The organism is Pseudophaeobacter profundi (assembly GCF_029697505.1).
In the GTDB taxonomy this organism is placed as follows: domain Bacteria; phylum Pseudomonadota; class Alphaproteobacteria; order Rhodobacterales; family Rhodobacteraceae; genus Pseudophaeobacter; species Pseudophaeobacter profundi.
In genome coordinates, this window is the sequence record NZ_JARJEF010000003.1 from 236,251 (window position 1) to 257,700 (window position 21,450).

Here is a 21,450-nt window from a genome sequence, read left to right on the forward strand (position 1 = left end):
AAGGTTACGCAGATCATTGAAGGCGATACTAGCGACCCCGCCAGCAAGGTCAAACAGCCTAGGCTATTTTACATATTCTCGACGTAGCAGCTGACCTTGTCTGCGACCTGTTCGGGCGTTTCATCGCGGCGGAAGAAGTCCACAAAACCGATCTCGGGCAGCACCAGATAGGCAAATGTCGAGTGATCGACCAGGTAATAATCTTCATCGCCGGGCTGGCGTTTGAAATAGGTTTTATAGGCCCGGCTGGCTGCTTTTACCTGTTCAAGCGATCCGGTCAGCGCAATCATCTTTTCATGCATATTTTCAGCGTAATCCCCCATCACTTCGGGGGTGTCGCGCTCAGGATCGATCGAGACAAAAACCGGTGTGGTGCTGATACCACGTTCCGCCAGCAGATCGACGGCATCGGCGTTGCGGGTCACGTCCAACGGGCAGACATCCGGGCAGAAGGTATAGCCAAAGTAAAGGATCGACGGTTCAGTAAAGACATCGCGGTCGGTTACCAGCTCTCCCTTTGCATTGATCAACTCGAAGGGGCCGCCAATCGTATCGCCACCGCTGGCAATGGTGCTGCTGCCACACTGCGCGAATTTATCATCGCCGCTGCTGCGGGTGAAGAACCAGGTGCCGCCGGCCAGGGCAGCGACAAAAAGGACAGCAAGAATCGAATAGAGACGGGTCATGTGATCACACTTTATGTTGCAGGAGGAGAGTTGATCGTTTCTGCCGCCAGACCTATCAAGAAACACAGGCAATGCAACTACGCCAAAACATCACAGCTGTGCGAGGCCGACCCCGGTTTGCGCAGGCTGCAGGAGCGATAGCATGAGTGATAGGCAAATTGACCTGATGCAGGGGCAGGAACGCAGCCATTGGATTAGGCTGCGCACCCTGATTGTGCTGCGGTGGGTGGCCATCACTGGCCAGCTGATTGCCATCACTGTGGCGCAGCAGCTCTATAATCTACAGCTGGATCTGGTCCTCTGCCTGCTTGCGGTCGGAATCTCGGTGATTAGCAACATGCTGGCGATCTTTGTCTTTCCGGTCAACAAGCGCCTATCAGAGTTTGAAAACCTGCTGATGGTTCTGTTTGATCTGCTGCAACTGGGGTTCTTACTCTATCTGACGGGGGGGCTGAACAATCCCTTTACCCTGCTGGTGCTGGCTCCGGTGACCATTTCCGCCGCAATGATGGGGCTGCGCTCGACGCTGGTGGTGGGGGGAACAGCAATCATTCTGGTGACGCTACTGGCTGAATTCCACATTCCGCTGCGCACTGCACAGGGATTTGTCCTGCGTATTCCAGATGTCTTTATCTTTGGCAATTGGACCGCCATCGTCATCGCCATTCTGTTTATCGGCGCCAACTCCTTTCGCATCAGCACCGAAATGCGGCGCATGTCCGATGCGGTTGCTGCCACCCAGCTGGCGCTGTCACGGGAACAAAAGCTTACCGATCTGGGCGGGGTCGTTGCGGCCGCCGCGCATGAACTGGGCACACCACTAGCCACCATAAAGCTGGCCAGTGGTGAACTGATCGACGAATTGGACGCGCTGCCTGACCTGCGCGAAGACGCGGTATTGATCCGCGAGCAGGCGGAGCGCTGCCGCGATATCCTGCGCGACATGGGCCGGGCCGGCAAAGACGATTTGCACCTGCGCCAGGCACCGCTGTCCACCGTTATTCACGAAGCCGCCGAACCGCATATCAATCGCGGCAAGGAGATCCATTTCGACGAGGCCCCGCTGGAAGATGGCAGTTTCCAGCAACCCACCATCCTACGCAAACCGGAAATCATCCATGGGCTGCGCAATCTGGTGCAGAACGCCGTTGATTTCTCGCGCACGACCGTCTGGATAGAATCAACCTGGAACGACGAAAAGATCACTCTGAATATCCACGACGACGGGCGCGGGTTTTCCCCACATCTGCTGGGCCGCATTGGTGACCCCTTCATGCGTCGCCGCCGCAGCGAAACCGACCGCAAACAGCGCCCGGAATATCAGGGCATGGGTTTGGGATTATTCATTGCCAAAACCCTGCTAGAGCGCACCGGAGCCGAGTTGAAATTCGCCAATGGGGCCAGTGAACCGCCGCCACACCCATCTGATCGCCCCGGCGCCATCGTTGTGGTATCCTGGCCGCGCGGCAAAATTGACGCCCAGTTCGGGGAAAATGCCGTTCCGAAGGGGAAAAATAAGTGGATAGAAGTTTAGCTGTTCACTTTTAGGTAATTAATTAAACTGCAGTTAACCATTTGTGGTCCACCATGAAAAAAACGAGCACTGAAATAGGCAGGACAATATGCAGAACCTCATCTCGATCGAGTGGTTGATGCTGGCCACACTTTGCTGTGCAACTGCAGCAGCGGCCGTCTGGTGGCTGTCACCAGAACAGCGCTCCAAGAGTATGGAGCAGGATCTTTTGGTTGGCGATGGCCGTACCGACGCCGTTTTTCTCTTTGATGACACCAGCTTGATCGGGTGGTCCTCGGGCGCGCGAAAATTCATCGGCGAACATGCCGAACATTTCAGCTGGAATATGCTGCGCGACCAACTCGCCCGCAACTATCCAGGCCTGCCGCAAAGCCCGGGTTTTCTGAAAGATATCGGCCCGCTTGTGCTGACCGGAACCGCCTCTGCCGAAAGCCGCGAGGCCCATTGCGAATGGATAGATGGGATCACCCGCGTGCAACTGCGCCGCAGCACCTTGGAAGAGCAGAACAAATCGCTCGACCAAGAGCTGACCACCCTGCGCGCTGCGGTGCATCAGGCCCCCTATCCGGTCTGGCTGCAATCGGACGAGGGTGCCGTCACCTGGTCGAACCTGGCCTATGATGATCTCAGCCATAAACTGCGCGGACGCGATGCCGATTTTTCCATCCCGCTGTTCGACAATCTTGAAGAACCCAAAGCCAGCGGCAAGGCAGAGCGGCTGTTCATCCCGATGCCCGAAAGCACCAAGCGCCTGTGGTACAATATCTCGACCACCGAAACCGAGGCCGGCTGGCTATGCCATGCAGTTGACGTCAACGCTGTGGTCGATGCCGAGGTTGCACAGCGCAACTTTGTACAGACGCTGGCAAAAACCTTTGCCCAATTGTCCATCGGGCTCGCGATTTTTGACCGCAACCGCCAGCTGGTGCTGTTCAATCCGGTGCTAATCGACCTGACTGCCCTGCCGGCAGATTTCCTCAGCTCGCGCCCCAGCCTGATGACCTTCTTTGATCGACTGCGCGACCAGCGGCTGATGCCTGAACCAAAGAACTATTCCAGCTGGCGCCACCAGATCGAAGACCTGCTGGAAGCCGCCGCAGAAGGCCGCTACCAGGACACCTGGTCGCTGCCCTCCGGCTCGGTCTATTCGGTCTCTGGCCGTCCCCACCCCGATGGGGCCATCGCCTTCCTGTTCGAAGATATCACCGCCGAGGTCACGCTCACCCGGCAGTTCCGCTCTGAATTGGAACTGGGCCAGTCGATCATGGATCAGATGGACGAAGCCATTGCGGTCTTTGCCAATGATGGCACCATGAGCTTTTCGAATGAAACCTATCATTCGCTGTGGAAAATGGATCCTGACGCCAGCTTTGCCAAGGTCTCTATCATGGATGCGGCCCGCATCTGGCAAGACACCTGTCGCCCCAACCCCGCCTGGGGTGAGATCCGCGATTTTGTGGCCGCCAGCGATGGGCGCAGGCCATGGTGGACCCAGGTGCAACTGCGCGACGGCACGCCGCTGCTTTGCAAGGTCACCGCAATCCAGAACGGCGCAACCATGGTCAGCTTTCAGGCGCCAGAACCCGGTCTGCCACCGCTGGAGCAGCAAAAATTCGCCATCACTGACCAGACCGGACAGACCTGAAGCCTGGCACCACATCAGGCCAATCATTGGCACAAAAAGGGCGCGATCAGCGGGGGCTGGTCGCGCCCTTCCCGCTTGCAGCGCAGCCCGGCCAGAGGCATTGTGGCGCCATGACTGAAAGCCCTGATACTGCCTCCCCCCCGGACAGCGGCACCACCGCCTCCCCCAGCAGCCCGTTTTCCTGCGACCTTACCTCTGCCGAGGAAACTGCAGAACTGGCACGGCGGATCGCGGAACAGTTGCAGCCCGGCGATTGCCTGCTTCTGGCGGGACCAATCGGGGCCGGTAAAACGCATTTTGCCCGCAGCCTGATCCAATCCCTGATGCCAGTGCCCGAGGACGTACCCTCGCCCACCTTCACCCTGGTGCAAACCTATGAGCTGCCGCGCTGCGACCTGTGGCACGCGGATCTCTATCGTCTTGCCGCCCTGGAAGAGATCGAGGAACTGGGCCTGGTTGAGGCCTTTGACGAAGCCATTTGCCTGATTGAATGGCCTGACCGCCTGGCTGAGCTGACTCCGGCCCATGCGCTGCAGCTGTCACTCTCGCTGGACCCGGCGCAGGAAGACAGCCGCCACCTGACCCTGACATGGACGGATCCGAAATGGCAGCACCGGCTGGATCAGATCGCCTGCCTCTGCCGGGCCAGTTCGCCCCCTGCACAGCCTACCCCAAGTGAGAGCCAAGATGACCAGTCGTGACACCCAGATAACCGCATTCTTACAGCGTAGCGGCCACGGCGATTGGCAGCGCACAACACTGGCGGGCGATGCATCGGCGCGACGCTATGACCGGCTGACCAGCCCGGATGGGCGCAGCCTCGTGTTGATGGATGCCCCGCCTGACAGCGGCGAAACCATTCTCCCCTTTGTGCGCATCGCCAATTTTCTACGTGATCAAGGGCTTAGCGCGCCTGCCATCCTTGCCCAAGACCCAGAAGCTGGCTTTTTGCTGATCGAAGACCTGGGCGACCAGCGATTTTACGAAGTCCTGCAGGCGGATCCCAGCCAGGAAAAGCCGCTTTATGGCCTGGCCACCGACCTGTTGCTGCATCTGCACCAGCAGCCCGCCACCAGCATCCCCTTAGCACTAGAGCCACTTGGACCGCGCGCCATGGCGGAAATGTCCGGTCTGGTAATCAGCCACTATTGCGGCCCGCTGCGCGGTGGCGTCGACACCGACCTGCAACACCGCTTTGAAAACCAGTTCGAAGACATCCTGCGCCAGACCCTGCGCGGCGAAATGGTTTTTGTGCATCGGGATTTTCACGTGCAAAACCTGATGTACCTGCCGGATCGCAGCGGGCTTGCCCAGGTCGGCATGATTGATTTTCAAGACGCCCGCGTCGGCCATCCCGCCTATGATCTGGTGTCGCTCTTGCAGGATGCCCGCCGCGATGTGCCCGCCGCAATCGAGGCGCAGATGATCAACCGCTACCTTGCGGCCAGCCCAATCGACGGCTCCAGCTTTCGCAGCGCCTATGCGGTGATCGGGGTGCAGCGCAATCTGCGCATCCTTGGCGTTTTTGCCCGGCTCTCGCTAGAGCAGGCAAAGCCGCAGTATCTGGAACTGATACCACGGGTCTGGAGCCATGTAATCAACGGCCTGGAACACCCGGCGCTGGCACCGCTGGCCAGTTGGCTGCAACAGGACCTGCCCCCGCCAAGCCCGGAAAACCTGGCAAAGCTGCGCCGATGACCAACGCCACCCACCCGCAAGACAGCCCCGAAAGCATCCTGTTGTTTGCCGCCGGCTTTGGCACCCGGATGAAGGCACTGACACAGACCTGCCCCAAGCCGATGATCGCCGTGGCCGGCCAGCCGCTGATTGACCATACGCTGACCCTGGCCCAGGCCATGCAGCCACGCCATATCGTGGCCAATCTGCACTATCTGCCGCATATCCTCGCGGCGCATCTCGCCCCCAAAGGCGTGCTGCTCAGCCAGGAAAGCCCAGAGGTTCTGGATACCGGCGGCGGGCTGCGTCATGCGCTGCCCCTCTTGGGGTCGGCGCCGGTCTTTACCGCCAATACCGATGTGATCTGGAAGGGGCCAAACCCATTTCAGGTTGCCCTGAACGCCTGGGATCCGGCCCGCATGGACGCGCTGTTGGTCTGCATTCCAATCCCCCGCTGCCATGGCCGCAGCGGGGCCGGCGATTTCACCCGCGATTCCAATGGGCGAATCAGCCGGGGCGGCGAGCTGGTTTATGGCGGGGTGCAAATTGTCAAAACCGCCGGACTTGCGTCGATTAAAGAAGATGTCTTTTCACTCAACCTGTTGTGGAACGATATGGCGCGCGATGGGCGGCTTTTTGCGGTGGAATACCCTGGCCACTGGTGCGATGTGGGCCATCCCGAAGGAATTGCCATTGCCGAGGATCTGATTGCCAATGATGTTGTTTGAACCTCAGGATACGCCCCGCATCTTTGCTGTTCCCATTGGCGTCGATTTCCCCCGTGCGCTGGCCCAGGGGCTGCAGCACCGGGCGCATGCGCTGCCGCCCGAAGGCCTGGCGCAGGTCGAAGTGATCCTCAACACCTCTCGGATGATGCGCCGCTGTCGCGCGCTGTTTGAAGAAGGCCCGGCCCTGCTGCTGCCACGCATGCGCCTGTTGACCGATCTTGCCCATGAGGCCAGCCTGCAGGGCCTGCCCCCCGCCCTACCGCCACTGCGGCGGCGACTGGAACTGTCACAGCTGATTGCCAAATTGCTGGATGCGCAACCCGATCTGGCCGCCCGGTCTTCGCTCTATGATCTGTCGGACAGTCTGGCGGCGCTGATTGACGAAATGCAGGGCGAAGGCGTCAGCACCGACGTGATCCGCAATCTTGATATTTCCGATATGTCGGGCCACTGGGCCCGGGCGCAGTCTTTCATTGGCATCGCAGATGATTTCATCGAGGGCCATGATGGCGCCATGGATGCCGAAGCCCGCCAGCGCCAGATGGTACTGAACCTGATCGAGACCTGGCAAGATACACCGCCGCAGCATCCGGTCATTCTGGCCGGCTCTACCGGGTCGCGCGGCACCACCCTGCTGCTGATGCAGGCCATCGCCCGGCTGCCGCAGGGGGCCGTGGTGCTGCCCGGTTATGATTTTGAGCAACCCAGCCCTGTCTGGCAGCACCTGCATGATGCGCTGACCAGCGAAGACCACCCGCAGTATCGCTTTGCCAAGCTGATCGCCGATCTTGATATGACACCGGATATGGTGCGCCGCTGGAACACAGCCGAACCTGCCTCGGTGCCGCGCAACCGGTTGATTTCCCTAGCCCTGCGCCCGGCTCCGGTCACTGACGCCTGGATGAGCGAAGGCCCCGATCTCACCGATCTGGACAGGGCCTGCGCCGATGTCACCCTTGTCGAGGCCCCCACCCCGCGCGCCGAGGCACTGGCCATTGCCCTGCGACTACGCCAGGCCGCCGAAGACGGCAAGACCGCGGCGCTGATCTCGCCGGATCGGATGCTTACCCGGTTGGTTTCGGTGGCGTTGGACCGCTGGGACATCCTGCCCGATGATTCCGCCGGTCTACCGCTGCAGCTGACGCCTCCGGGGCGTTTCCTACGGCATGTCGCCGAATTGTTCTGCCGCCCGCTGACCGCCGATGCGCTGTTGACCCTGTTGAAACACCCGCTGACCCATGACGGCACCAGCCCGGATGCCGCGCGCGGTGAACACCTGCGCCATACCCGCGATTTTGAACTGGACCTGCGCCGCAATGGCCCACCCTTCCCCGACGCTAACAGCTTTGCAGCCTTTGGCACCAAACAGGATCTGACACCGGGCTGGACCAGCTGGCTGGCACATAACTTTGCCAACCAACAGGTCCAGCACCCCCTCCACCTGAGCGATTGGGTCGCTCTGTTACGCAGCCGAGCCGAAGCCATCGCAGCCGGCAGCCAGATCACCTTGACCGGGGCAAGCGGCACGCTGTGGGACAAAAAGGCCGGTCAAATAGCGCATGAGGTCTTTGCCAACCTGGAAGCAGAAGCCGCATATGGCGGCGAAATGTCAGCGCGCGATTTTGCCGATCTGCTCTCGGCGCTGTTGTCACAGGCCGAAGTGCGCGACCGCGACACCCCCTATGGTTCGATCATGATCTGGGGCACGCTAGAGGCCCGCGTGCAGGGTGCCGATCTGGTCATCCTCGGTGGGTTGAACGAAGGCAGCTGGCCCGAAGCCGCCAAGCCCGATCCCTGGCTGAACCGACAATTGCGCCATCAGGCCGGGCTGCTGCTGCCGGAGCGCCGCATCGGCCTGTCAGCGCATGATTTCCAACAGGCCGTCGCCGCACCCGAGGTCTGGCTGACGCGCGCCGCCCGCACAGACGAGGCCGATACCGTTGCCTCGCGCTGGCTTAACCGCCTGACAAACCTTTTAAAAGGCCTGCCAGATCAAGGCGGCAAAGCGGCTTTGGATGCGATGAAAGCACGCGGACAGACTTGGCTGGATTGGGCTGAAGCGCTGGAAGATCCGATCGAACTTCCAGCCGCCCATCGCCCTGCTCCGCGCCCGCCCCTGGCCAGCCGCCCCCGCAGGCTGACCATCACCGAAATTCCGCGACTGATCCGCGACCCCTATGCGATCTATGCCAAACACGTGCTGCGCCTGCGCAAGCTGAACCCGCTGGTGCAGGAACCTGACGCCCTGCTGCGCGGCACGGTTGTACATGAAATATTTGAAGATTTCATTCGCGATACGCTGCAGGATCCTGGGCTGCTCACCACTGATCACCTGATTGGAACGGCCCGCACCCTGCTGGAACGCGATGTGCCCTGGCCGGTGGCCCGCATGCTTTGGCTGTCGCGGATTGAGCGGATCGCAGGAGATTTCATTCTGTCCGAACAGGCCCGCCAAAGCCGTGGCAAACCGCTGAAACTGGAAGCGAAGGGCGAAGCACAGCTGGCGCCTTTGGATTTCTCTATCGCCTGCCGGGCTGACCGGATTGACCAGGATGATCGTGGTTTTCTGCATCTCTATGATTACAAAACCGGCATTCCGCCTTCGGAATCGCAGCAAAAGAAGTTTGAAAAACAGCTGTTGATCGAGGCCGCCATGGCCGAGGAAGGCGCCTTTCAGGAGATTGGCCCCGCCGAGGTGGCCAGCGCCGCCTTTATCGGGTTGGGCAGCAGCCTGAAAGAGGTGCCCGCGCCGCTGCAGGATCAGCCCCCCGCCAAGATCTGGGAAGAACTAAAAACCCTGATCGGTGCCTATTTTGAACAGGAACAGGGCTATTCCAGCCGCCGCATGGTGCACCGCGATGATTTTGCCGGCGATTACGATCACCTGGCCCGTTTTGGCGAATGGGATCGCAGCGCCATGCCCAGCCCCGAGGATCTGACATGAGCAGCCCAACCGCCAAACCCCGCGATGCCGCCTCTGAGGCGCAGTTTCGCGCGGCCCGTCCCGACGCCTCGACCTGGCTGGCGGCCAATGCCGGCTCTGGCAAGACCAAGGTGCTGACCGACCGGGTGGCGCGGCTACTGCTCAAGGGGGTGCAACCACAGCATATTCTGTGCCTTACCTATACCAAAGCCGCCGCCAGCGAGATGCAGAACCGGCTGTTCAAGCGCCTTGGCGAATGGGCCATGCTGCGCGATGATCAGCTTACCGCCGCGCTAAGCGATCTGGGGGCGGATGATGCGATATCTGCGGAAGGTCTGGCCCAGGCGCGCACCCTGTTTGCCCGTGCCATCGAAACACCTGGCGGGCTGAAAATTCAGACCATCCATTCCTTTTGTTCGTCCCTGTTGCGTCGTTTCCCGCTAGAGGCAGGCGTCAGCCCGCAATTTTCAGAAATGGAAGACCGCGCCGCCGCGCTATTACGGGCGGAAATTGTCGAGGACTTTGCCAAGGGTGAACTGGCGCATCTTATTGAACCTCTGGCGCGCCATGTGGGGGGCAGCGATTTCGAAGACCTCACCGCAGCCCTGTGCCAACGCCGCGCCGCCTTTGATGCGCCGCTGGACTGGCCCGAGCTGCTGGCGCGGTTTGATCTGCCGCCGGGGTTTGACCGCAGCGCGCTGGAACAGCTGGTCTTTCTGGGTGGCGAGGCAGAGCTGTTGCAAGCCACCCGCGATATGTTGGCCGCAGGCGGCACCACCGATCAACGCGCCGCTGACAAGCTGGCAGGACTTACCGCGCCAACCCTGGCTGACCTGCCAGCGCTGGAAAGCATCTTTCTGACCGGAGCAAGCGCCGCGTCGCCTTTCTCTGCAAAAATTGGCAAATTCCCTACCAAGAAACTGCGAGAGGCCAATCTGGGCCTGATGGACCAGTTGGAACCCCTGATGCTGCGGGTGGAAGATGCCCGTGCCAAGCGGCTGGCGCTGGTGGCAGCGCAAAAATCGCATGATCTGCACCGCTTTGCCGCTGCCTTCCTACCGGAATACGAGGCCCGCAAACGCCTGCGCGGCTGGCTGGATTTTGACGATCTGATCCTTAATGCCCGCCAGCTGTTGAATGACCCGGCAGTGGCAGCCTGGGTGCTGTACCGGCTGGATGGCGGCATTGATCACATTCTGGTGGACGAGGCCCAGGATACCAGCCCGGTGCAATGGGATGTGATTGAAACCCTGGCGCAGGAATTCACCGCCGGGGAAGGCGCGCGCTCTGATGTGGAGCGCACGATCTTTGTGGTTGGCGACAAGAAGCAGTCGATCTACTCGTTCCAGGGGGCCGACCCGGATGCCTTTGACAGGATGCAGGTAGAATTTGCCAATCGTCTGGCCGAATCCGGCGATGGGCTGCAGAACGCAGCGCTGGAATTTTCCTTTCGCTCTTCTGCCGCGATCCTGCGACTGGTTGATCTGGTGTTCCAAGATAGCCCGCGCGCCGGGTTTCACAGCGACGCCCTGCACCGTGCCTTCAAATCCGATCTGCCCGGCCGGGTTGATCTCTGGCCCGCGGTGGAGAAGAGCGAAGACGAAGAGGACAGCGACTGGACCGATCCGGTTGATCGTCCCGGCAGCCGCCATCACACCGTGGTGCTGGCCGAACGCATCGCGGCACAGATCAAGGAAATGATCGTCAGTCAGGTCACCATCCCAGAGGACAGCGCCACACGCGGCACATTCCAGCGCCGCCCCGTGCATGCCGGCGATTTTCTCATTCTGGTGCAGCGCCGATCCGAGTTGTTTTCCGAAATCATCCGCGCCTGCAAAGCCGCCGACCTGCCCATCGCCGGCGCCGACCGGCTGAAGGTGGGGGCGGAACTGGCGGTAAAGGATATTGCGGCGCTCTTGTCATTTCTCGCCACGCCGGAAGATTCGCTATCCTTAGCCGAGGCCCTGAAATCGCCGCTATTTGGCTGGTCGGAACAAATGCTGTTTGACCTGGCCCATCGCCGCGACGGGGGGCAACATCTTTGGGCCGCCCTGCGGGCACGCAGCACAGAGTTTGCAGACACCATGGCGGTGCTGAACGATCTGCGCAGCCAGACCGATTTCCTGCGCCCATTCGATCTGATCGAACGCATCCTGACCCGGCACCAAGGGCGGCAAAAACTATTGGGCCGTCTGGGGATAGAGGCCGAAGATGGCATAAATGCACTGCTATCGCAGGCGCTGGCCTATGAACGATCAGACATTCCCAGCCTGACCGGATTTCTGGTCTGGATGCAGACAGATGATCTGGAAATCAAACGCCAGATGGGCGCTGCGGGCAATATGATCCGGGTGATGTCGGTGCATGGATCCAAGGGGTTGGAGGCCCCGATCGTCATCCTGCCGGACACCGCCAAGCGCAATGCCCCCAGTGACGCCGAAATCATGCTGGCCGAGGGCACACCACTGTGGAAACTGCCCAAAGACCAAATGCCGGATCTGTTGTTTTCCGCCCGTGAACTGGCCCAGGAAAAACAGCAAAATGAACGGCTGCGCCTGCTCTATGTCGCCCTGACCCGGGCGGAAAAATGGCTGATCGTCGCCACGGCCGGCACGCTGTCGAAAGAGGGCGACAGCTGGTATCAACGGGTGGAAACCGCCCTACGCGAAGCCGGCGCCAGCGCCTGTGATCTGCCCGGCGGCGAAGGCCTGCGGCTGTCGCATGGCGATTGGGAGGGGCTGGAATTTGTCCCGCATGAGGTCACCCAGCGGACCCGCGCCAGCCTGCCTGCAGTCTTTGGCCAGCCTGCCCCGGCCTATCAGGCCCCGGATACTGCGCTGAATCCATCGGATCTGGGCGGGGCGAAGGCGCTGCCGGGGGACCAGGGGTTGGAGGAAGAAGACGCCAAGGCACGCGGCAGCCGGTTGCATCTGCTGCTGGAACATCTGCCCGCACAACCAAGCACCGATTGGCCCATACTGGCAGGACGCCTGCTACCCGGGGCCGAAGACTGCGAAGAGCTGCTGGCCGAAGCAAGCGCAGTGCTGCAAGCCCCGGCCCTGGCGCATATCTTTGCCGCCGATGCCTTGGCCGAGGTGGCAGTTACGGCGCAGCTAGGCGACAGCCGCCTTTTTGGCATCATCGACCGGCTGGTGGTGACACCGGAACGGGTGCTGGCGGTGGATTTCAAATCGAATGCCCAGGTGCCGGACCGCGCGGAAACTTGCCCCAAGGGGCTGCTGCGCCAGATGGGGGCCTATGCCCATGCGTTGAAACAGATCTACCCGGACCGGAGGATCGACACCGCGCTTTTGTGGACCCGTAGTGCCAGCCTCATGCCGCTGCCGCACGATCTTGTGACAGATGCGCTGAAGCCGGTGCTGGACCTTGACGATCCGTTAAGCCCTACCTAGGTTCCAACCTCAGTTGCCATAGATCTCAGGAGACATTTCCATGTCCACCGTAGCCGTCACCGACGAAACATTTGACGCCGAAGTCAAGAACTCCTCTGTCCCCGTTGTGGTCGATTTTTGGGCCGAATGGTGCGGTCCCTGCAAACAGATCGGCCCCGCGCTGGAAGAACTGGCTGCAGAATATGGCGATAAGCTGAAGATTGCCAAGGTTGATGTCGACAGCAACCCAAATGCCGCCGCCGCCATGGGCGTGCGTGGCATTCCGGCGCTGTTCATCTTTAAGGATGGTGAGGTTGTATCCAACCGCGCCGGCGCCGCCCCCAAGGCGGCGCTGCAAAGCTGGATCAACGATTCTATCTGATCCAAGCGATCCGCTGGATTTCAAAGGCGCCCTCGCTGAGGGCGTCTTTTTCATTTCAAAGGACAGTTTATGACACCCGATTTTCGCCAGAAGGCCATTTCCATCTGCACCGTCAAGATCGCCAAAAAGGGCGAAGGCGTTGGCCTGTCGTTTTATGCCTTTTTCAAAAACCGCAATGATGATCCCCTGCTGCTGATGCAGGTGGCCCGCTGGTGGATTGAAACGCATCAATTGGACCATTTTGAAAAGGCCGTGAAAATCCGCAACATGCTGGAAACCGGCGCCTAGTATGTCTGACCCGGACACAGCGATGCTTTGCCGGGAAGATGTCTATCCTAAGGGGCGCTGCCCCGTTCGGCCCTAACGGGCCTCACCCCCCGGGATATTTTTTGCCAAATGAAAATATGGGGTTTTCTTTTGCGGCCTGCTGCGGAGAGTGAGCAGAACAGAAACGGGGAGGCAGGGATGGCCAAGACACGGGTATTGGTGGAATTCGGCATGGGCACCTCGCTGCGCCGCGAGGATTACACCGAGGCGGCAAAACGCGCGATCAAAGATGCGCTTTGGCATAATTCGGTGAATGTTGCAGAGCTGTTTGATTTTCCGAAAGAGGCGATGATTATTGATGCCGAGGTGGGCGTGGCCCGGCCTGATCAGGTTGATCTGGCCGCGCTGAAGGCGATCTTTCCCTATGGCCAGCCGGAAATCACTGTCAGCCAGGGCGGGTTGGATGTGGAAAAACCAGATGGGGCAGGGCGCACAGTGATTGCCAATGCTGCTGTAAGTGTCTCTTTTGATATGGAGACCATATGATGGAACAAAACATGGGCGAAAAACGCATCATCCTGGAAATGGGCACTGGCAACGATCTCTACGGTCAGGACTATACCAAGGCAGCGCGGCGCGCGGTGCAGGACGCGCTGCATCATTCATCGATCACGCTGTTTGCCAAGCTGGGTGTCGATCACAACAAGATGCGGGTCGCTGTCACCATCGCGGTACAACAGCCAGATCTGGTAGATTGTGATCTGGTGGCGCAGGATCTGCCGCGCGGCTGTGCATCGGTGCGAGCGGTCAAAGGCGGGTTGGATGTGGCCGATGCCGGATCTGGCAGCCCGCATGTCGTTGCCACTGCCGCAATCGAAGCCTGGCTGCCGGATCTGGCAGCGCATTACAGGCTCAGTTCCTGAAGTGGGTGCGCCAAAAGACAAAGCCGCCCCAAAATGGGAGCGGCTCATCCTATCTCTGGCGCGGCTGCGCCCGGACCAGACTGCTGTTACAGTTTGGCGATATCTTCGGCGGTGAGGCCGATATCTTCCAGCTGAGCAGCCGAAAGCTGCGACAGCGCCTTGCGGGTCTGGCGGGATTCGTTCCACTCAACCAGGTTTTCCTTGGCGTTGTAGATGAAGTCTACCAGGCGAAGAACGGAGACTGCGCCCAGCGGCGCATGGAGGTTTGCGGTCGTCATTGCACGAGTCCTTAAAGTGAAGAGTGTTGAGCACAGTGTATGTCTGTGACCTCCATGTAGGAGAGCGATGTGAGTCTCACAATTGCCTATTAAACAGTCCCGAAATGCGCTGGATGCATAGCAAGTAAGCAGCATATTAACGCCCCTCTATTCCCCCGCAGCAGCCGAGCCTTGTACAGCGCTGGCGATGCTTCCATATAGGGGGCAACAAAACTGGAGGCATAAATGGCAGAGGATCAATTCCCCGGCTGGCACGGAACCACCATCATCGGGGTCAAGAAAGGCGGCCAGGTCGTCATCGCCGGCGATGGACAGGTTTCCCTGGGGCAAACCGTGATCAAGGGCACCGCCCGCAAGGTGCGCCGCCTGTCCCCCGGCGGGTTCGACGTGGTTGCCGGCTTTGCTGGTTCAACCGCCGATGCCTTTACCCTGCTAGAACGTCTGGAAGCAAAGCTGGAAGCGACCCCCGGCCAACTGGCCCGCGCCAGTGTTGAACTGGCCAAGGACTGGCGCACCGACAAATATCTGCAAAAACTAGAGGCGATGCTGATTGTCACCGACGGAACCGAGCTCTTGGTGATCACCGGGGCCGGTGATGTGCTGGAACCGGAACATAACGTGGCAGCGATCGGATCGGGCGGCAACTTTGCGCTCGCAGCGGCGCGTGGCATGTTTGACAGTGAACGTTCTGCCGAAGAAGTGGCGCGCGAGTCGATGGCAATTGCCGCAGATATTTGCGTCTATACCAATGGGCGCCTGACGGTTGAAGCCATTGCCGCCGATGGCAGCGACCCAACCAGAAAACCGGAGCACTGAAGTGAGCCTGATCGACCAGAATGACATTCGCGCAGCCGTTGGCTCTGGCCTGATCAGCGAAGCTCAGGCGACCTCTCTGGTGGCCATGGCCCAGAGCCGCCGTGGGGCGCGCGAAAACCTGGCCCCCGGCGATGAACCTTTTGAACTGTTCCGAGGTTTCAACGAGATTTTCATCGTCATCGGCATGCTGATCCTGGCCTCGGGCTGGGCGGCGGTGACAGCTGCCTATATCGCAGGCAGCCTGGGTGGCTATGTTGACAAGACCATCTACTCTTCGGCTCTGGGCGCGGTGGTCCTGTGGGGATTTGCCGAATACTTCATTCGCCGCCGCCGCATGGTCGCCCCGGCAGTTGCACTGTCGCTGCTATGGGCTGGGAATGCCGGTGTCGGCATCACGACCTTTTTTTCGGAACCCTTCATGGTGGCGCAGAACGATTATTCCAGCCTGCCACTGCCCATGGCGCTGACCACCCTGGCCATGACGCTGTTCTGGCTGCGCTTTCGCGTTCCCTTTGCCATGGCACTGATCGCGCTGGGGATTTTTGCCTTTGCCCTTATGGTCGCCGCCGAACAGGCCGGTAGCCCGGCTGGCATCAGTGATTTCTTCTTGTTTTCAGCATCCGGCCCCTTTGCCTGGGTGACACTCTTGGTGGGGCTGGCTGTGTTTGGCGTCGCCATGGGGTTTGACCTTAGCGATCCGCATCGGGTGACCCGCCGTTCGGCGCAGGGGTTTTGGCTGCATGTGGTGGCCGCGCCGGCCTTGGTGAATACCATTGCTCTCAACCTGTTGCAGGACGGTACAACCCAGGGGCAACTAACGCTGATGGCGGTGCTCTTGGGGTTTGCCCTGGTGGCCATCATCATCGACCGCCGGTCCTTTCTGATCGCCGCCATCGGCTATAGCGTCACGCTGGCCAGCACTGTCTTTGACGGCGAAGGTGCTGCGGTGACCATCCTGTTGCTTGGTCTTGTCCTGGTGATCCTGGGTGCCTTCTGGGCACCGATCCGGGCTGTCCTGCTCTCTCCTTTGGCTGGTGTGCTGCCGCTGCACCGGCTTCCTCCTTCACACTGAAACGAGACCTGCCATGACTGATCTTACCCCCCGTGAAATCGTTTCTGAACTTGACCGCTTTATCATCGGCCAAAACGATGCAAAGCGCGCCGTTGCCGTAGCCCTGCGCAACCGCTGGCGCCGCAAGCAGTTGTCCGATGATCTGCGCGACGAGGTCTACCCCAAGAATATTCTGATGATCGGGCCCACGGGCGTCGGCAAAACCGAAATCTCGCGGCGGCTGGCCAAACTGGCACGTGCGCCGTTTATCAAGGTCGAAGCCACAAAATTCACCGAGGTCGGCTATGTCGGGCGCGATGTGGAACAGATCATCCGCGATCTGGTTGACAGCGCCATCGTGCAGACCCGTGAATTCATGCGCGAAGATGTCAGGGCCAAGGCCAATCAAGCCGCGGAAGACCGGGTGATCACTGCCCTGGCCGGCGAAGATGCCCGCGAAACCACCCGCGAGATTTTCCGCAAAAAGCTGAAATCCGGCCTGCTGGACGATGCGCTGATCGAATTGGACGTGGCAGATACATCAAACCCCATGGGCAATATGTTTGATGTCCCCGGCCAGCCCGGCGGCGGCAATATGGGGATGCTGAACCTTGGCGATATCTTTGGCAAGGCCATGGGCGGGCGCACAATACGCAAAAAGATGACTGTCGCCGAAAGCTATGATGTGCTGATCAGTGACGAGGCCGACAAATTGCTGGATGACGAAATTGTCACCCGCACCGCGGTTGAATCGGTAGAGCAGAGCGGCATCGTCTTTCTGGATGAAATCGACAAGGTCTGCGCCCGCTCTGATGCGCGCGGCGGCGATGTCAGCCGGGAAGGGGTGCAGCGCGATCTGTTGCCGCTGATCGAAGGCACCACCGTCAGCACCAAACATGGGCCAATCAAGACCGACCATATCCTGTTCATTGCCTCTGGTGCCTTTCATATCGCGAAACCGTCGGATCTGTTGCCCGAATTGCAGGGCCGCCTGCCAATCCGGGTCAATCTGCGCGCGCTGAGCGAGAATGATTTCGTCCGCATCCTGACCGAAACCGACAATGCGCTGACGCTGCAATACACTGCCCTCATGAGCACCGAAGAGGTTGATGTCACCTTTACCGACGACGGCATTGCCGCGCTGGCCAAGATCGCCGCAGAGGTCAATCACGCGGTGGAAAACATTGGTGCGCGGCGGCTCTATACAGTGATTGAACGGGTGTTCGAGGAACTCTCTTTCAGTGCGCCGGATCGCAGCGGCGAGCAGATCACCGTCGATGCACAGTTCGTCAGCAAACATCTGGGCGAGCTGGCGAGCAAAAGCGATCTCAGCCGCTATGTGCTATAGCCAGTTTCAACAGCAATAACGTGGGTTCAAATCTGCCCATAGGCTTGCTAGCCTATGGGCAGGCAATAGCCCAGGTCAGATTGACCAGGTCGGGTTCAACAAGGGTTCAGCATGGTCTTTCTTCGTTTGGCGGCCGCTTTTGGCCTGTCTCTGGTACTGCTCGGCTGCACCGACCGCAGCCTGTCTCCGGTGACCCCTCAGGCCCTGCAGGTGGGCACACCAAAGACAATCTTTGTTGCCACCAACCGGACAGAACTACCTGATGGCTCTTTTGGGCCAGAGCGCAGTGGCAAAAACAGCCTGCTGGAACTCACCGTGTCTATTCCGCCAAACCATACACCAGGACAGCTGGAGTTTGGCTATGGCGACCCGGATCCCCAGAATAAATTTACCCTGGCAGCACGTCATCGGTTTGAAAACAAAGCGGCGTTTGATCGTCGGCTGAATGAGCAGCTTAACCGCTATTCCCCCAATGAACGCGATGTGCTGGTCTTTGTGCACGGTTTCAATTCCACCCAGACCGAAACAGCCTTTCGTGCGGCCCAGCTTACCCATGATCTGAATACGCCGGGCGCAACGGTGATCTATTCCTGGCCAAGCCTCGGCAGCCCGCTGGGCTATGCCTATGATGGCGACAGCGTCATGTTTGCCCGCGACGGATTGGAAGACCTGCTGCGCCACCTTAGAAAGGCCGGGGCCGGACGCATCGTTCTGGCGGCCCATTCCATGGGCACGGTGCTAACAATGGAGGTCTTGCGACAGATCGAGATCAAGACGCCAAGCTGGTCTGACGAGAACCTGGCCGGCGTGGTGCTGATGTCGCCGGACCTGGATCTTGATGTCTTTCACAGCCAGATGCGTCGTATGGAGCGGGTCCCGCAGCCGTTTTTGGTCTTTGTGTCGCGCAAAGATACCATCCTCAACCTGTCTCAGCGGCTGCGCGGCACCTATAGCCGTGAACGTTTGGGCAATCTGAGTTCAGCCGATCAGGTGGCTGACTTGCCTATCGAAATCATCGATACAACAGCCTTTGCCAAGAATGCCGACTCCAGCCATTTTGTGACTGCGACCTCTCCGGCGTTGCTGTCGCTTCTCAATCAGGCAAAGGCAACGCATGATGCCTTTTCGGTTAATCCGCGCGTTATCGACATCGGGGCCGCACTGCCGCAAACTGCCCTGATAACCCGCAGGGAAGGTCAAGCTGAGGTGCTGACCCTGACAGGCGGAAGCCGCTAGCGCATATCGCGCAAAGGTAGCTACGGGTTTTCAAGAAATCAAAAGGGGGGAGCGCTTGTCGCCTGCCTGAAAATGAACGCGGCACTATCAGCGGGTACGCCGCAGATAGACGTAATAGGCACCGGCACCGCCATGGCTGACATGGGATTGGCTGACCTGCAGCACCGCCTGCGCCAAGGGGGGCAGCGCCAGCCATTGCGGCACGTGATGGCGCAGCACCCCGCGCGGCACCGGGATTGGGCCTGGCTCATCCCGGTCTTTGCCCTTGCCCGTCACCACCAGCACCAGCCGCTTCCCCGAGGCCTGCGCCGACAGGATAAACCGGGTAAGCGCCGGATGGGCGCTATCAACCCGCATGCCATGCAGGTCCAGCTTGCCTTCTGGGCGCAGTTTGCCGCGTTTCATTCGACGAAAGGCCTTTTCATCCATCTGCACCGACTGCGCGGACAAGGACTTTGCCGGGCTGGGCTTCAGATCATGGCGCGCCGCTTTGGGTTTGGCGCGGCTGCCCAGTTCAAAGGCTTCCAGCAGATTTTCTGACCGGGGCTCTGGCTGTTTTTTCGGCTTTGGCTTGGGCAGTGGCAGGGCAGGAGGCGTCGAATGGCTGCCCGGATGCAGCCGTTCGGCATGTTCAACCACCTGATGCCAAAGCGTAATCTCTTCGGATGTCAATTTGCGGCGGCTCATCAGAAACCATCCGGCACAAGCGCAAAGCCACGTTGAATAGGCAAAAGAACCACCATGCGGCCAGGGTCGCGCAGACGCCCGGCTGCCTGTCCGGCGCTGTCGCCGGTGCCATAAAATATATCCCCCCGCTGGGCACCCTTGATGGCAGAGCCGGTATCCTGCGCGATCATCAGGCGGCGCATCTTGGTTTCACCGTCCTTTTCAACCCAGACCGGCGCCCCAAGTGGCGTATATTTGGGATCCACCGCCAGACTGCGCAGCGTCGTAATCGACCTGTTCATAGCGCCAAGCGGTCCTTTTGACGGGCGGATTTTACGGATTTCACGAAAGAACACATAAGACGGGTTGTGCAACAGCAGCTCGCTGCCATCAACCGGATTACGCCGCACCCAGGATTTGATCACCTGGGCACTGACCTGATGCGCCTTGTAGATGCCGCGCCGTACCATTTCCATACCGATAGAGCGATACGGATGACCATTGGCGCCGCCATAGCCAACCCGAAGGGTGCCACCACTGTTGAGCTTGATGCGGCCAGATCCTTGAATTTGAAGAAAAAACAGTTCTACCGGATCATCCACCCAGGCAATTTCCAGCCCACGACCCTGCATTGCATCACCGGTCAGGATATCGCGGCGCGACAGCCAGGGGCTGTTGATACTCGCCTCTGGCGGCATTTTATAGACCGGATAGCGGTAGCGGGCGGTGCGATAGCGCGACCCCTCCAGCTCTGGTTCGAAATAGCCAGTGAACAGGGCAGGGGCACCATCTTCGATCAGCACCGGACGAAAGAACAGTTCAAAAAAACTGCGGGCAGCCAGGCTACCATCTGGCTGTGCCAATTTTGGGGCCTGCGATTGCGCCAGGGCGCAGAGGCTATGCCAGTCCTGATCTTTCAGATCGGGGCAGGTTTCCAAAAATACCTTGAGCGCGGAGGCGTGGTTATCTTTCTCCCAGCCGTCGAGCTGAGAGAAATCCAACATCGTATAGCTGACCTCGGCAGCCGCGCCCGATCCTGTCATCACAGCCCCCAGCACTGAGGCCGCCATAACGGCGGCCTGCGCAGCGGCCTGTGCCTTTGCCCGGAAAAAATCCCGGAGCACCGCACTCACCCGTCCGTGGCGATCAGCTGCCAGTTTGGATCATCTACACCCATTCTGCGGGCAAAGACCCAGGAGTCTTTCTGCCGCTTGACCGCATTGGCGTCGCCTTCAATGATCTCGCCTGCGCTGTTGCGCACCACTGATGTCAGTTCGCCGACAAACCGCATGGTGATTTCCGCCATCCGGGTTGATTCATCAAAATGTGCATTCAACACAGCGGTTTCACGCACGCCAATGAATTCGGCCTCAATGGTCAGACCCTGATCTTCGCGATGCGCCACGGCCTCTACAAAGCTGTCGAACACATCTTCGGCGAGAAAGCCCTGCAGGCTGTCTAGTTCGCCGCGCTCAAAACCCATCAGGATCATTTCATAGGCGCTGCGGGCACCCTGCACAAATTCCCCCACCTGGAACGAAGGCTCGGCGCGCTTCATCGCGGCCAGGGCCGTGGCCTGGGCGCTGCCCTCTTCGACATAATCGGTAATGTCGCGGTCGGGACCACCTTCGATCACTTCCAGATCGGGGCGGCGGCTCTTCTGTGTTGGGGCCACCGGAGGTTTTTCAAAACCTTCACGGGTGCCCAAAACGCTTCTTAGGCGCAGGATCAAAAACACCGCGATACCGGCCAGAACCAAAAGACTAATCAAGGGCGACTCCATAAGAACCTCTCGCTGGATATTACAGGCCCGATTTGAAACCTGGCCGATCCCTCCTTATGTAGGTGCTTGGGGGGGGCAAGTCTACCGTCCAGCGCATGATCACAGGAAACCACCA

At 59.7% G+C, this 21,450-nt stretch carries 20 protein-coding genes; 15 read left to right on the forward strand and 5 right to left on the reverse strand.

Features of this window, described 5'->3' with window-relative positions:
* Positions 1-68 precede the first annotated feature (68 nt).
* Entirely contained in the window at positions 69-686 is a 618-nt protein-coding gene (locus tag P2081_RS07075; protein WP_278922173.1) for an SCO family protein, read from the reverse strand.
* Between the two features lie 142 nt (positions 687-828).
* Here P2081_RS07075 and regB point away from each other — a divergent pair, with 142 nt between their 5' ends.
* The 11 genes from regB to P2081_RS07130 all read left to right on the forward strand — a co-directional run bounded on the left by regB (position 829) and on the right by P2081_RS07130 (position 14,157).
* Positions 829-2,220 (forward strand): sensor histidine kinase RegB, encoded by a 1,392-nt coding sequence (gene regB / locus P2081_RS07080; protein WP_278922174.1) that lies wholly within the window; start codon positions 829-831, stop codon positions 2,218-2,220.
* An 88-nt stretch (positions 2,221-2,308) separates the two neighbouring features.
* Positions 2,309-3,865 (forward strand): PAS-domain containing protein, encoded by a 1,557-nt coding sequence (locus P2081_RS07085; RefSeq protein ID WP_278922175.1) that lies wholly within the window; start codon positions 2,309-2,311, stop codon positions 3,863-3,865.
* 110 nt (positions 3,866-3,975) lie between these two features.
* Positions 3,976-4,566, forward strand: a complete 591-nt coding sequence (gene tsaE, locus P2081_RS07090; protein ID WP_278922176.1) for a tRNA (adenosine(37)-N6)-threonylcarbamoyltransferase complex ATPase subunit type 1 TsaE — start codon at positions 3,976-3,978, stop codon at positions 4,564-4,566.
* Positions 4,553-5,563 carry an aminoglycoside phosphotransferase family protein gene (locus tag P2081_RS07095; protein ID WP_278922177.1) on the forward strand — a complete coding sequence of 337 codons (1,011 nt, stop codon included), beginning with the start codon at positions 4,553-4,555 and terminating at the stop codon, positions 5,561-5,563. The genes tsaE and P2081_RS07095 overlap by 14 nt, the downstream gene beginning before the upstream one ends.
* Positions 5,560-6,270: a nucleotidyltransferase family protein gene (locus P2081_RS07100; protein ID WP_278922178.1), complete on the forward strand. Its 711-nt coding sequence runs from the start codon at positions 5,560-5,562 to the stop codon at positions 6,268-6,270. The genes P2081_RS07095 and P2081_RS07100 overlap by 4 nt, the downstream gene beginning before the upstream one ends.
* Positions 6,260-9,214 (forward strand): double-strand break repair protein AddB, encoded by a 2,955-nt coding sequence (addB, locus tag P2081_RS07105; RefSeq protein WP_278922348.1) that lies wholly within the window; start codon positions 6,260-6,262, stop codon positions 9,212-9,214. The genes P2081_RS07100 and addB overlap by 11 nt, the downstream gene beginning before the upstream one ends.
* Positions 9,211-12,606, forward strand: a complete 3,396-nt coding sequence (addA, locus tag P2081_RS07110) for a double-strand break repair helicase AddA (protein ID WP_278922179.1) — start codon at positions 9,211-9,213, stop codon at positions 12,604-12,606. Before addB ends, addA begins: the two co-directional genes overlap by 4 nt.
* A 40-nt stretch (positions 12,607-12,646) precedes the next feature.
* Positions 12,647-12,967 carry a thioredoxin gene (trxA, locus tag P2081_RS07115; RefSeq protein ID WP_232401411.1) on the forward strand — a complete coding sequence of 107 codons (321 nt, stop codon included), beginning with the start codon at positions 12,647-12,649 and terminating at the stop codon, positions 12,965-12,967.
* 69 nt (positions 12,968-13,036) lie between these two features.
* Positions 13,037-13,255, forward strand: coding sequence for a DUF6500 family protein (locus P2081_RS07120; protein WP_278922180.1), 219 nt, complete (start codon positions 13,037-13,039; stop codon positions 13,253-13,255).
* 177 nt (positions 13,256-13,432) lie between these two features.
* Positions 13,433-13,780: a Lin0512 family protein gene (locus tag P2081_RS07125; protein WP_278922181.1), complete on the forward strand. Its 348-nt coding sequence runs from the start codon at positions 13,433-13,435 to the stop codon at positions 13,778-13,780.
* 11 nt (positions 13,781-13,791) lie between these two features.
* A complete protein-coding gene (locus tag P2081_RS07130; RefSeq protein WP_278922349.1) occupies positions 13,792-14,157 on the forward strand; it encodes a Lin0512 family protein in 366 nt (121 codons plus the stop codon).
* Between the two features lie 86 nt (positions 14,158-14,243).
* Here P2081_RS07130 and P2081_RS07135 read toward each other — a convergent pair whose 3' ends face one another.
* Entirely contained in the window at positions 14,244-14,435 is a 192-nt protein-coding gene (locus P2081_RS07135; RefSeq protein ID WP_278922182.1) for a DUF1127 domain-containing protein, read from the reverse strand.
* 225 nt (positions 14,436-14,660) lie between these two features.
* Between P2081_RS07135 and hslV the strand changes: the two genes are divergently transcribed.
* From hslV to P2081_RS07155, 4 genes are all read left to right on the forward strand, one after another.
* On the forward strand, positions 14,661-15,251 hold the full coding sequence (gene hslV / locus P2081_RS07140; RefSeq protein ID WP_278922183.1) for an ATP-dependent protease subunit HslV: 591 nt from the start codon (positions 14,661-14,663) through the stop codon (positions 15,249-15,251).
* Position 15,252: 1 nt separating this feature from the next.
* On the forward strand, positions 15,253-16,323 hold the full coding sequence (locus P2081_RS07145; RefSeq protein ID WP_278922184.1) for a hypothetical protein: 1,071 nt from the start codon (positions 15,253-15,255) through the stop codon (positions 16,321-16,323).
* A 13-nt stretch (positions 16,324-16,336) separates the two neighbouring features.
* Positions 16,337-17,650 (forward strand): ATP-dependent protease ATPase subunit HslU, encoded by a 1,314-nt coding sequence (gene hslU / locus P2081_RS07150; RefSeq protein WP_278922185.1) that lies wholly within the window; start codon positions 16,337-16,339, stop codon positions 17,648-17,650.
* A gap of 111 nt (positions 17,651-17,761) precedes the next feature.
* On the forward strand, positions 17,762-18,886 hold the full coding sequence (locus tag P2081_RS07155) for an alpha/beta hydrolase (RefSeq protein ID WP_278922186.1): 1,125 nt from the start codon (positions 17,762-17,764) through the stop codon (positions 18,884-18,886).
* An 87-nt stretch (positions 18,887-18,973) separates the two neighbouring features.
* Here the strand turns inward: P2081_RS07155 and P2081_RS07160 are convergent, their stop codons facing one another.
* From P2081_RS07160 to P2081_RS07170, 3 genes are read right to left on the reverse strand one after another with little or no spacing between them, the layout of a single operon-like run.
* Positions 18,974-19,573 (reverse strand): Smr/MutS family protein, encoded by a 600-nt coding sequence (locus tag P2081_RS07160; RefSeq protein WP_278922187.1) that lies wholly within the window; start codon positions 19,571-19,573, stop codon positions 18,974-18,976.
* On the reverse strand, positions 19,573-20,622 hold the full coding sequence (gene mltA / locus P2081_RS07165) for a murein transglycosylase A (protein WP_278922350.1): 1,050 nt from the start codon (positions 20,620-20,622) through the stop codon (positions 19,573-19,575). Before mltA ends, P2081_RS07160 begins: the two co-directional genes overlap by 1 nt.
* A gap of 59 nt (positions 20,623-20,681) precedes the next feature.
* Positions 20,682-21,335 (reverse strand): Tim44/TimA family putative adaptor protein, encoded by a 654-nt coding sequence (locus P2081_RS07170; RefSeq protein WP_278922188.1) that lies wholly within the window; start codon positions 21,333-21,335, stop codon positions 20,682-20,684.
* Positions 21,336-21,450: the final 115 nt, after the last annotated feature.

Bases quoted from the DNA above. Each gene is read 5' to 3' on its own strand.
- P2081_RS07075 (WP_278922173.1), bottom strand. From the start codon at position 686: ATGACCCGTCTCTATTCGATTCTTGCTGTCCTTTTTGTCGCTGCCCTG.
- regB (WP_278922174.1), top strand. From the start codon at position 829: ATGAGTGATAGGCAAATTGACCTGATGCAGGGGCAGGAACGCAGCCAT.
- P2081_RS07085 (WP_278922175.1), top strand. From the start codon at position 2,309: ATGCAGAACCTCATCTCGATCGAGTGGTTGATGCTGGCCACACTTTGC.
- tsaE (WP_278922176.1), top strand. From the start codon at position 3,976: ATGACTGAAAGCCCTGATACTGCCTCCCCCCCGGACAGCGGCACCACC.
- P2081_RS07095 (WP_278922177.1), top strand. From the start codon at position 4,553: ATGACCAGTCGTGACACCCAGATAACCGCATTCTTACAGCGTAGCGGC.
- P2081_RS07100 (WP_278922178.1), top strand. From the start codon at position 5,560: ATGACCAACGCCACCCACCCGCAAGACAGCCCCGAAAGCATCCTGTTG.
- addB (WP_278922348.1), top strand. From the start codon at position 6,260: ATGTTGTTTGAACCTCAGGATACGCCCCGCATCTTTGCTGTTCCCATT.
- addA (WP_278922179.1), top strand. From the start codon at position 9,211: ATGAGCAGCCCAACCGCCAAACCCCGCGATGCCGCCTCTGAGGCGCAG.
- trxA (WP_232401411.1), top strand. From the start codon at position 12,647: ATGTCCACCGTAGCCGTCACCGACGAAACATTTGACGCCGAAGTCAAG.
- P2081_RS07120 (WP_278922180.1), top strand. From the start codon at position 13,037: ATGACACCCGATTTTCGCCAGAAGGCCATTTCCATCTGCACCGTCAAG.
- P2081_RS07125 (WP_278922181.1), top strand. From the start codon at position 13,433: ATGGCCAAGACACGGGTATTGGTGGAATTCGGCATGGGCACCTCGCTG.
- P2081_RS07130 (WP_278922349.1), top strand. From the start codon at position 13,792: ATGGGCGAAAAACGCATCATCCTGGAAATGGGCACTGGCAACGATCTC.
- P2081_RS07135 (WP_278922182.1), bottom strand. From the start codon at position 14,435: ATGACGACCGCAAACCTCCATGCGCCGCTGGGCGCAGTCTCCGTTCTT.
- hslV (WP_278922183.1), top strand. From the start codon at position 14,661: ATGGCAGAGGATCAATTCCCCGGCTGGCACGGAACCACCATCATCGGG.
- hslU (WP_278922185.1), top strand. From the start codon at position 16,337: ATGACTGATCTTACCCCCCGTGAAATCGTTTCTGAACTTGACCGCTTT.
- P2081_RS07155 (WP_278922186.1), top strand. From the start codon at position 17,762: ATGGTCTTTCTTCGTTTGGCGGCCGCTTTTGGCCTGTCTCTGGTACTG.
- P2081_RS07160 (WP_278922187.1), bottom strand. From the start codon at position 19,573: ATGAGCCGCCGCAAATTGACATCCGAAGAGATTACGCTTTGGCATCAG.
- mltA (WP_278922350.1), bottom strand. From the start codon at position 20,622: ATGGCGGCCTCAGTGCTGGGGGCTGTGATGACAGGATCGGGCGCGGCT.
- P2081_RS07170 (WP_278922188.1), bottom strand. From the start codon at position 21,335: ATGGAGTCGCCCTTGATTAGTCTTTTGGTTCTGGCCGGTATCGCGGTG.